A 9,398-nucleotide genomic window follows, 5' to 3' on the forward strand; every position below is an offset into this window, starting at 1 on the left:
GGCCGCGGGCGTCCACGTCGATCTTCTGGGACAGGTCCCCCCTGGCGACCGCCGTGGCCACCTGGGCGATGTCGCGGACCTGGGTGGTGAGGTTGCCCGCCATGGCGTTGACCGAGTCCGTCAGGTCGGCCCAGGTGCCCGAGACCCCCGGCACCTTCGCCTGCCCGCCGAGGGCACCCTCCGTGCCGACCTCGCGGGAGACCCGCGTGACCTCGGAGGTGAACACGGACAACTGGTCCACCATGCCGTTGAAGACCTTGGCGATGTCGCCCATCAGCCCGTCCGCGTCGTCCGGCAGACGGGTCCCGAAGTCGCCGTCCCGCACGGCCGTCAGGCCCGCCAGGAGACGGCGCAGCTCCTGATCGCCCGGAGCCGCGTCGACGGATCCGGTGCTGTCGCTGGTCATGCGCATCCTCGTTCCGCTCCCCGGGAGTCCTCGCCGCGAGGACTCCGCCACCCCCTGCCGGACCGCCCGGGCCGTCCGGCCTGCCGTGTCCGCGTTCGCGCAGCTCACGGATTCGCCCGGGAGAAAAATACGCCAGAGGCTAACCCAGGTCCCCGGCGCGGACAAAGCGCTGCGTCACCCGGCCGGACGCGTACCCCCGCACGGGCCACGCCGGGCGCACCGGCGGCGCACCCGGTCGGCGTCCCACCGCCGCCGAAGGTCCCGCCGGGCCGCATGCGGCGGCCCCGGGCGGGTATGCGCTGCTGTGGAGCCGGTCCGGCCCGTCGCGTCCGCCCGGCCCGGTGGTCGCCGTGGGGGAGCCCCGCGAGCAGACTGGACCGGACGACAGCACGCGGAAACCGGGGGCACTACGGACATGGAAGCAGCCGAGCGGTCCAGTACGAGCGCCGCGGCCACCACGGCACCGGCCCTCTCGGCGCCTCCCGCCATGCCGGCGCAGGGCGCCGGGGGAGGCGCGGCGGCCGCACGGGCGTACGCGGAGTCGGTGGCGCGGACGGTCTGGGGCGGCCCCGGGCGCGAGGTGCGCGAGGAGGACGTCGTCGACCTGCTGCTCGTGGTCTCGGAACTGGTGACCAACGCGATCCGGCACGGCGAGGGGCTGGCCGGCTTCGAGGTCCGGCCCACCGAGGAGGGGCTGTGGATCGCCGTCCACGACAACAGCTCCGTGGTGCCCCGGGCCGCGTACGCGTTTCCCACCACCCACCCCGGCGGCGGTTACGGCTGGCCGCTGGTCACCCGCCTCGCCCGGGACATCACCGTCGACCCGCGCCCCGGAGGCGGCAAGACGATCAGCGCACTGGTGCCCCTGCGCGTCGCACCGGCCCCGTGAGCGCACCGGTCACCAGGGCAGGAAGACGTGGATGTCCTTGCCCTGCTCCCCGGTGACGACGCTCACCTGGTCGGACAGGGTGTGGATCAGATGCCAGCCGATGCCGCCGCCGCCCTTGCTCGGATGGAAGGGACGCGGTGCGGGCTCCGTCGTGTTCGTGTCGTGCATCACCACGTGCACGCCGTCGAAGGTACGGCGCAGCCGCAGCTGGAACGGCCCCGGAGCGTACTGCACGGCGTTGGCCGCCAGCTCCGTGACGACGAGGAGGATGTCGTCCCAGTGCTCGGGCGCCGCGGGCGGCGCCGCACGCGCGAGGTCGTAGAGGAATTCCTCCGCGACCAGCCGCGCACCGGTCACATTGTGCAGCTCCCCGGTGAAGCTGGCGGTGCGATTCGTGATCTCCTCGGAAGCCAGTGTCCTGTCCCAACGCGACTCGGCTGCCATTGCGCCTTCCCGGCCCGGCATCGGCCGGGCGCCGTCCCTTCTCCATCGGATGCCCTCCGTTGGTAAGTGCCCGTGTCGGCCGAACCTAGTCGCGCCGGTGTGCCGGGTCCGGTGGCGGGACGGCACCTCGCGTCAGCGCAGGAAGACGTTGTCCGCGTCCTCCCAGCCGGCCGCCTCCTCCGGCGGCGCCGGCCGGTGGTGCGAACGCGCCGCGTACATCGCGTCGATCTCCAGCGCGTAGGTGCGCACGATCTCGTCGCGGCGGAGTTTCATCGACGGGGTGAGCAGTCCGCCCGCCACGTCGAAGGGGGCGGGCAGGACCCGGAAGACCCGGATGGACTCCGAGCGGGACACCGCGCTGTTGGCCGCCGCCACGGCCCGCGCGATCTCCTCCCGCAGCGCGTTCTCCTCGCGTGCCTCCCGGGCCGGGGCGTCGCCCGGCAGGGCCAGGGACGCCCGCCAGTGCGTCAGGAACTCCGGGTCGAGCGTGATCAGCGCACCGACGCAGGGCCGGTTGTCGCCGACCAGTACCGCCTGGTGGACCAGCGGGTGCATCCGCAGCCGCTGCTCCAGGGCGGCCGGGGCCACGCTCTTGCCGCCGCTGGTGATGATGACGTCCTTCTTGCGGCCGGTGATGGCCAGGTAGTTCTCGTCGTCCAGGTGCCCGAGGTCGCCGGTGGCCAGCCAGCCGCCGCGCAGCACCTCGCGGGTGGCGGCCTCGTCACCGACGTACCCCTGGAACAGCGACGGCCCGCGCACCAGGATCTCCCCGTCGTCGGCCACCCGGATCTCCATGCCGGGCAGCGGCTGCCCGACGGTGCCCGACTTCTCCCGGCCCAGCGGCTGCATCGTCAGTCCGCCGCTGGTCTCCGTCAGCCCGTAGCCGTCGTGCACGTAGACGCCGATGCCCTCGTAGAAGAGGGACAGCTCGCGGCTGAGCGGCGAACCGCCGGACGTCGCCCGGCTCACCCGGCCGCCCAGCGCCGTGCGCAGCCGCCGGTACACCGTGCGCTCGTACAGGGCGTGCTGGAGGCGCAGGTCGAAGCCGGGCCCTGGCCCCCTGCCGAGGCGCTGGCGCTCCAGCGCGGCGGCGAAGTCCCGCGCCGTGTCCGCGGCCCGCTCGAACAGCGCACCGCGGCCCGCCTGCTGGGCGGTGCGCAGGAAATTCTTGTAGATCTTCTCCAGGACCGACGGGACGGCGTACAGATACGTCGGCCGGAAGGTACGCAGGGCCGAGGAGAGCGCCTCCCCGGTCATCACGGGCTCGTGCGCCATCAGGAAGCCGCCCCGGACGCACAGGCTCTGGATCATCAGCCCGTACACGTGCGAGAAGGGCAGGTAGGCGAGGACCGCGCCCTGTTCTCCCGGCGGCGCCACCGTGTGGCCCCAGCCCGCCAGCAGCGTGTCGCAGGGCGCGGCCAGACCGCGGTGGCTCAGCGCGCAGCCCAGGGCGCGGCCGGAGGTGCCGGAGGTGTAGGCCACCACCGCCGTGGAGTCCGGCAGCACGATGCGGCGCATGGAGTCGACGCCGGCGAACGGGAGGAACGCGCCGCGCGCCACCAGCGTGTCCAGCGCGCCCGCGTCCAGCTGCCAGACGTGGCGCAGCGCGGGCAGCGACGCGCACACCGAGCCGACGGTCATCACGCTCTGCTCGTCCTCGACCAGCACGCCCACGCAGCCCGCGTCCCGCAGGATCCACTCGACCTGGTCGCGCGAGGAGGTCGGATAGATCGGCACCACCTCGGCGCCCACCGTCCACAGGGCGTAGCTGAAGACCGTCCACTCGTAGCGGGTGCGGGCCAGGATCGCCACCCGGTCGCCGGGCGAGATCCCGCTCGCGATCAGGCCCTTCGCCAGGTCGACCACCTCGTCGCGGAACTCGACGGCCGTCACCTCGTCCCAGGACGCCGAGCCGGGGCCGCGGCGCCGGGCGAGCATCGGCAGGGCCGGGGTGCGGGCGGCCGTCTCGAAGAGGCTGTCGGCCAGACCGCCGGTCAGCGGCGGGACGGCCCGGGCAGCGAGTGCGGTCTCGCGCATGCGCCGGCTCCTGACGTGTACGGACGGTGACGCCGCCGACGATCACCGTGGTCGGCGGTGCTCGGAGGCTAGCCCAGCCGCAGGCGGCGGGGGGCCGGGAACGCAGAAGTGTTCCCACCCGGTGATCCGGCCGGATCGGGGGACCCGGTGTGACATGACGTACGTGAATCCCGATCCCGAACCCCGACTCAGCACCGGCCTGGAGCCCGGCGGCGGTGTGCCGCCCGGGGAGACCCCGCCAGCGGAGAGCAGCATGCCCGAGGCAGGCCCCCAGGACCTGCTCAGCAACCCGGCCAAGGGCTGGGGGAAGGGGCCGATGACCCTGATCCTCGCGGTCGTGCTGATCTTCGCGGCGGGTCTCCTGGGCTACGCCCTGGCCCTGATCTTCTGAGGTCTCAAGCCGCCTGGGTACGGCGTACGCACGCGGCGACGACCTCCCGCAGGCTGCCCGTGCGCTCCAGCAGCTCGCGCTGCACCCGGGCGCCGTTGCCGTGCCGCAGCAACGCGTCGACACCCTCGCGCACCCGGTCCAGGTCGCCCGCGGCCGCGAGGGACTCCCCGACATGCTCGAGCAGGTCCCGCACGACCGTCCCGGCCGGCATCCGCCGCATCGTCGCCGGGTGCAGCAACTCCTCCGTCAGCCCGGACCGGGCGGCCCGCCAGGCCGCGAGGCGGAGCACGCTCACACTGTGCCCGGCCGGTTCCGCGCCCCGGCGCCACTCCCGCGCGGCCGTGTCGACCAGCGCGCGGGCGAGCGCGGCGAGGACGGCGGCCGTCGAGGCGTCCAGGCAGACGTCCGCGACCCGGAACTCGACCGTCGGATACCGCGGGGAGAGCCGGACGTCGAAGTAGACCATCCCGTCGTCGAGGATCGTCCCGGTGGCCAGCATGTCCGCGACCCGGCGGTGGTAGCGCTCCGCCGAGCCGAACAGCTCCGTGGGACCGGCCGACGGCCAGCGCTGCCAGACCCGGCTGCGATAGCTGCTGTAGCGGGAGTCCTGACCCTGCCAGAACGGCGAGTTCGCGCTCAGCGCCGTCAGCACCGGCAGCCAGGGCCGCACCCGGTCGATCACCGCGACGCCCTCCTCGTCGGAGTCGACCGACACGTGCACGTGGCAGCCCAGGACCAGCTGCTCCTGGACCACGACGCCGTACTGCTCGGCCATCCACTCGTAGCGCCGGTTCACGCCGATGGACGGCGTCACCGGCAGCGGCGAGGTGGCGAGCGCGGCCACGGCACACCCGATCCCCCCGGCATGCCGCCCGGCCTCCTCACGGCAGCGGACGATCTCCGCGTGCAACCGCTCCATGTCCGTCTGCGGATGCGTGGCGAACTCCAGCATCTGCTCGTGCAGCTCCTTCTCGAACACCTCCTGCCCGGAGTCGTCCAGGAAGGCCCGCGCGAGCACCGCGGCGGACAGCGCCCGCGGTTCACCACTCGCGGGATCGACCAGGAGAAGCTCCTCCTCCACTCCGACGGTGCGCACGTGGTGCCGCCTTTCTGAGAGCCGGTGTGTCCGACCGACTGCCCCGGACAGCCGGTCGGACACCTGGCAGGCTCACGGGGCGTACGGCATCAGCCACACCGTCGCCAGCGGAGGCAGCGTGACCCGGATGCTCCCGTCCTCCGGCTTCACCGGGTCCGGGCTGGCCACGCCGCTGCCGCCGTACTCCTCGGCGTCGGTGTTGAGCACCTCCTGCCACGCGACGGCCTCGTCGCCGACGGCAAGGGGGTACGCGTGCCGCACCACCGGCGAGAAGTTCGACACCGCCAGCAGCGGGGCGCCGTCCGTGCCGTACCGCAGGAACGCGAAGACGTTGTCCTCGGCCGCGTCCACCGAGACCCACCGGAAGCCGGCCGGGTCGGTGTCGCGCTGCCACAGGGCCGGAGTGCGCGCGTAGCGGGTGTTGAGCTCGCGGACCAGGTCCTGGATGCCGCGGTGGTCGGACGCCGAGTGATACCCCTCGTCCAGCAGCCACCACTCCGGGCCCTGCTTCTGGGACCACTCCGCACCCTGCGCGAACTCCTGCCCCATGAACAGCAGCTGCTTGCCCGGGTGGGCCCACATGAAGCCCAGGTAGGCGCGCACGTTGGCGCGCCGCTGCCACCAGTCGCCCGGCATCTTCGACACCAGCGCCTGCTTGCCGTGCACCACCTCGTCGTGGGAGATCGGCAGCACGTAGTTCTCGCTGTACGCGTACACCATCGAGAAAGTCATCTCGTGGTGGTGGTACTTGCGGTGCACCGGCTCGTGGGCGACGTACTCCAGCGAGTCGTGCATCCAGCCCATGTTCCACTTCAGGCCGAAACCGAGCCCGCCGGTGTCGGTCGGCCGGGTCACCCCGCCCCACGCGGTCGACTCCTCGGCGATGGTCACCACGCCGGGGCAGCGCCGGTAGACGGTCGCGTTCATCTCCTGGAGGAAGGCCATGGCCGCCAGGTCCTCCCGGCCGCCGTACTGGTTCGGCTCCCACTGGCCGGAGTCGCGCGAGTAGTCCAAATACAGCATCGAGGCGACCGCGTCCACCCGCAGCCCGTCGATGTGGAACTCCTCGCACCAGTACACGGCGTTGGCCACCAGGAAGTTGCGTACCTCGGTCCGCGCGAAGTCGAAGGTGTACGTGCCCCAGTCCGGGTGCTCCGCGCGCCGGGAGTCCCCGGGCTCGTAGAGCGGGTCGCCGTCGAAGCGGCCCAGCGCCCAGTCGTCCTTCGGGAAGTGCGCCGGCACCCAGTCCATGATCACACCGATCCCGGCCCGGTGCAGCGCGTCGACCAGGTACCGGAAGTCGTCGGGCGAGCCGAGGCGCGCGGTCGGCGCGTAGAACCCGGTGACCTGGTAGCCCCAGGACGGCCCGTAGGGGTGCTCGGCGACCGGCATCAGCTCGACATGGGTGAAGCCGAGGTCCTTCACGTACGCGGGCAGCTCCTCGGCCAGCTCGCGGTAGGTCAGCCCCGGCCGCCAGGACGCCAGGTGCACCTCGTACACCGAGAACGGCGCCTCGTGCACGGGCGTGTCCGCCCGGGTCCGCATCCACTCCGCGTCGCTCCACTCGTAGTGCGAGGCGGTCACCACGGACGCGGTGTTCGGTGGCTCCTCGGCGGCGCGGGCCATCGGGTCGGCCTTGAGGAACCGGTGCCCGTACCGGGAGTGGATCTCGAACTTGTACCGGGTGCCCTCGCCGACGCCCGGCAGGAACAGCTCCCACACCCCGGACGAACCCAGCGAACGCATGGGGAACGCCGTGCCGTCCCAGTGCGTGAAGTCGGTGGCGACCCGCACGCCCTGGGCGTTGGGCGCCCACACCGTGAACCGGGTGCCGGCGACCCCCTGGTGCGTCATCGGCTCGGCGCCCAGGGCCTGCCACAGCTGCTCGTGCCGGCCCTCGCCGATCAGGTGCAGGTCCAGCTCGCCGAGGGCGGGCAGGAAGCGGTACGGGTCGTGCGTCTCCTGCGGCTCGCCGTCCTCGTACGCCACCAGGAGGGTGTACGCCGGGATCCCGGTCAGCGGCAGGACACCGGAGAACAGGCCGTCCTCCTCCGACGCGAGGGCGTGGCGCTCGCCGTCCACGACCACGCTCACCTCGCGGGCGAAGGGGCGCAGCGCCCGGAAGGCGACACCGCCGGGCACCGGGTGGGCGCCCAGCAGGGCGTGCGGGTCGTGGTGGGCGCCCGCCAGCAGGCGCCCCCGGTCGTGGGGGTCCAGGGGCGGTGCGGTCGCGCACGCACCGGGTGCGGGCGCGACGGGACCGGAGGGCTCGGGGATCGAGGTGTCGCGGAGGGCCACGGGTCAGTCTCCTCTCACGGCGAGTCGTTCGATCGCCGCCATGGGTACGGGAAGCCAGTCGGGGCGGTGCCGGGCCTCGTACAGCACCTCATACACGGCACGGTCGGTCTCGTAGGCGCGCAGCAGGCCGTGCTTCTTGCGGGGGTCCCATCCGGCGCGTGCGGCGTAACCGGCGCAGAACGCCTCGCGGCAGCGGCGCGACCACTCCGGGCGCCACGGGCGGCGCTGCCGGGCGGCGTAGTCGAAGGAACGCAGCATGCCCGCGATGTCCCGCACGGGGGAGTGGGCGCTGCGCCGCTCGGCCAGCGGGCGGGAGGGTTCGCCCTCGAAGTCGATGACGAACCAGTCCCGGCCGGCCCGCAGCACCTGACCCAGGTGGAGGTCGCCGTGGATGCGCTGGGCGGGCGGACCCGAGTCGCAGGTCGACAGGGCCGCGAACGCGGCCCGCAGGCCCGGGACGAACGGTTGCAGCGCCGGTACGCAGTGCGCCGCCGCGGTCAGCCGCTCGGTCATCGCCGCCGCCGTGCGGCCGTTCTCGCCGGGCGCGCCGACCGGGAAGGCGGAGGCCAGCGCGAGGTGCACGTCGCCCATCGCCTGCCCCAGCTCGTGGGCCTGCACGGTGAACTCGTCCCCGGCGGCGAGCGCGTTCAGGGAGAGGGTCCAGCCGTCGGAGGCGCCGTGCAGGAAGGGCTGGAGCACGCCGAGCGTCGCCTGGTAGGGATACGTGGTGCGCATCCACGCCACCGGCGCAGGGACCCGGCCGCAGCCCTGGCGGGCCAGCGCGTCGGGCACCTCCAGGTCCGGGTTGACGCCGGGCTGGACGCGCCGGAAGAGCTTCAGGATGAACTCGTCGCCGTAGATCAGCGAGGAGTTGGACTGCTCGGCGTCCAGCAGCCGCGGCGCGAGACCGCCGGGTACCGGCCTGGCGGGGTCGGCCTCGAAGCGCAGGGGTCCCGCCTTGCCCGGGTGCCTCAGCCGGTCGAGCAGCAGCTGGGCGGTCCGGGGGTCGTGCAGCGCGTCGTAGACCGTCTGTCCCGCCAGCGGCCCGTCCTGCACCTGCCCGATGATGGCCCGGCCCAGCCGCGGCGAGGGCTGCTCGCGCACGCCGAGCAGCAGCTGGTAGCAGTCCCCGGCCGGGGGAGTGCCGCCCGGGAAGGGCACGGAGCCCTGGCCGGTGTGCACCAGGAGGTGCAGACAGCCGGGGAACAGCTCGGTCATCGACAGCAGGCCCAGCTCGGCCACGGGCCGGTCCTTGCCCGCGAACCAGCGCTGGCGCGGCAGCCACTGGCGCAGCAACTCGCCGAGCGACGCCATCGGCTCGGCGAGCTGCCCGCGTCTCGTGCGCAGGGGTGCGGTCTTCGGCATGGTGACGCGTCCTTTCCTCGGCCCACGCTCAAGCGCGGCGGCCGATGCGGGATGCGACTCGGGTGAGCCGGAACCAGTAGAAGCCGTGGCCCCCGAGGGTCAGCAGGTACGGCAGTTCACCGATGGCGGGGAAGCGGACCCCGCCGAACAGCTCGACCGGATGGCGTCCGGCGAACTCGCGCAGGTCCAGCTCGGTGGGCTGGGCGAACCGCGCGAAGTTGTTCACACACAGCACCAGGTCGTCCCCGTACTCCCGCAGGAACGCCAGGACCGCGGGGTTGGAGGAGGGCAGCTCGGTGTAGGTGCCCAGGCCGAAGGCGGGGTTCTGCTTGCGGATCTCGATCATGCGGCGGGTCCAGTGCAGCAGCGACGAGGGGGAGGCCATGGACGCCTCGACGTTCGTCACCTGGAAGCCGTAGACCGGGTCCATGATCGTGGGCAGGAACAGGCGTCCGGGGTCGCAGGTGGAGAA

Annotated in this window: 9 protein-coding genes; 2 read left to right on the plus strand and 7 right to left on the minus strand. The window is 73.1% G+C overall.

Going from position 1 to position 9,398, the window contains the following annotated elements; all coding sequences use genetic code 11:
- On the minus strand, positions 1 to 406 hold a 406-nt coding region (locus tag ACIRGB_RS31735; protein WP_403872226.1), incomplete at its 3' end, for a HAMP domain-containing protein.
- A 415-nt stretch (positions 407 to 821) separates the two neighbouring features.
- Between ACIRGB_RS31735 and ACIRGB_RS31740 the strand changes: the two genes are divergently transcribed.
- On the plus strand, positions 822 to 1,295 hold the full coding sequence (locus ACIRGB_RS31740) for an ATP-binding protein (protein ID WP_403872228.1): 474 nt from the start codon (positions 822 to 824) through the stop codon (positions 1,293 to 1,295).
- 9 nt (positions 1,296 to 1,304) lie between these two features.
- On the opposite strand, the gene ACIRGB_RS31745 is transcribed toward ACIRGB_RS31740, so the two are convergent.
- Together ACIRGB_RS31745 and ACIRGB_RS31750 are read right to left on the minus strand one after the other, a co-directional pair.
- Positions 1,305 to 1,739 carry an ATP-binding protein gene (locus tag ACIRGB_RS31745; protein ID WP_133886572.1) on the minus strand — a complete coding sequence of 145 codons (435 nt, stop codon included), beginning with the start codon at positions 1,737 to 1,739 and terminating at the stop codon, positions 1,305 to 1,307.
- A 132-nt stretch (positions 1,740 to 1,871) separates the two neighbouring features.
- A complete protein-coding gene (locus ACIRGB_RS31750) occupies positions 1,872 to 3,776 on the minus strand; it encodes an AMP-dependent synthetase/ligase (protein WP_403872230.1) in 1,905 nt (634 codons plus the stop codon).
- 154 nt (positions 3,777 to 3,930) lie between these two features.
- Here ACIRGB_RS31750 and ACIRGB_RS31755 point away from each other — a divergent pair, with 154 nt between their 5' ends.
- A complete protein-coding gene (locus tag ACIRGB_RS31755) occupies positions 3,931 to 4,167 on the plus strand; it encodes a DUF6480 family protein (protein WP_403872232.1) in 237 nt (78 codons plus the stop codon).
- Positions 4,168 to 4,171: 4 nt separating this feature from the next.
- On the opposite strand, the gene ACIRGB_RS31760 is transcribed toward ACIRGB_RS31755, so the two are convergent.
- From ACIRGB_RS31760 to ACIRGB_RS31775, 4 genes are all read right to left on the minus strand, one after another.
- Entirely contained in the window at positions 4,172 to 5,263 is a 1,092-nt protein-coding gene (locus tag ACIRGB_RS31760; RefSeq protein ID WP_403872234.1) for a glutamate--cysteine ligase, read from the minus strand.
- A gap of 72 nt (positions 5,264 to 5,335) precedes the next feature.
- The gene (gene glgB / locus ACIRGB_RS31765; RefSeq protein WP_403872236.1) at positions 5,336 to 7,561 is read right to left on the minus strand and encodes a 1,4-alpha-glucan branching enzyme; all 2,226 of its coding nucleotides are present in this window, start codon (positions 7,559 to 7,561) and stop codon (positions 5,336 to 5,338) included.
- 3 nt (positions 7,562 to 7,564) lie between these two features.
- Entirely contained in the window at positions 7,565 to 8,926 is a 1,362-nt protein-coding gene (locus tag ACIRGB_RS31770) for a maltokinase (RefSeq protein ID WP_403872237.1), read from the minus strand.
- 28 nt (positions 8,927 to 8,954) lie between these two features.
- Positions 8,955 to 9,398 (minus strand): alpha-glucosidase C-terminal domain-containing protein (locus tag ACIRGB_RS31775; protein ID WP_403872239.1); only part of this gene is annotated, 444 nt, incomplete at its 5' end.

This window comes from Streptomyces sp. NPDC102490 (assembly GCF_044765285.1).
In the GTDB taxonomy this organism is placed as follows: Bacteria; Actinomycetota; Actinomycetes; order Streptomycetales; family Streptomycetaceae; genus Streptomyces.

What these genes read in the sequence shown, in the direction of transcription:
- ACIRGB_RS31770 (WP_403872237.1), bottom strand. Translation starts at nt 8,926, where the DNA reads ATGCCGAAGACCGCACCCCTGCGCACGAGACGCGGGCAGCTCGCCGAG.
- ACIRGB_RS31740 (WP_403872228.1), top strand. Translation starts at nt 822, where the DNA reads ATGGAAGCAGCCGAGCGGTCCAGTACGAGCGCCGCGGCCACCACGGCA.
- ACIRGB_RS31755 (WP_403872232.1), top strand. Translation starts at nt 3,931, where the DNA reads ATGACGTACGTGAATCCCGATCCCGAACCCCGACTCAGCACCGGCCTG.
- ACIRGB_RS31745 (WP_133886572.1), bottom strand. Translation starts at nt 1,739, where the DNA reads ATGGCAGCCGAGTCGCGTTGGGACAGGACACTGGCTTCCGAGGAGATC.
- ACIRGB_RS31750 (WP_403872230.1), bottom strand. Translation starts at nt 3,776, where the DNA reads ATGCGCGAGACCGCACTCGCTGCCCGGGCCGTCCCGCCGCTGACCGGC.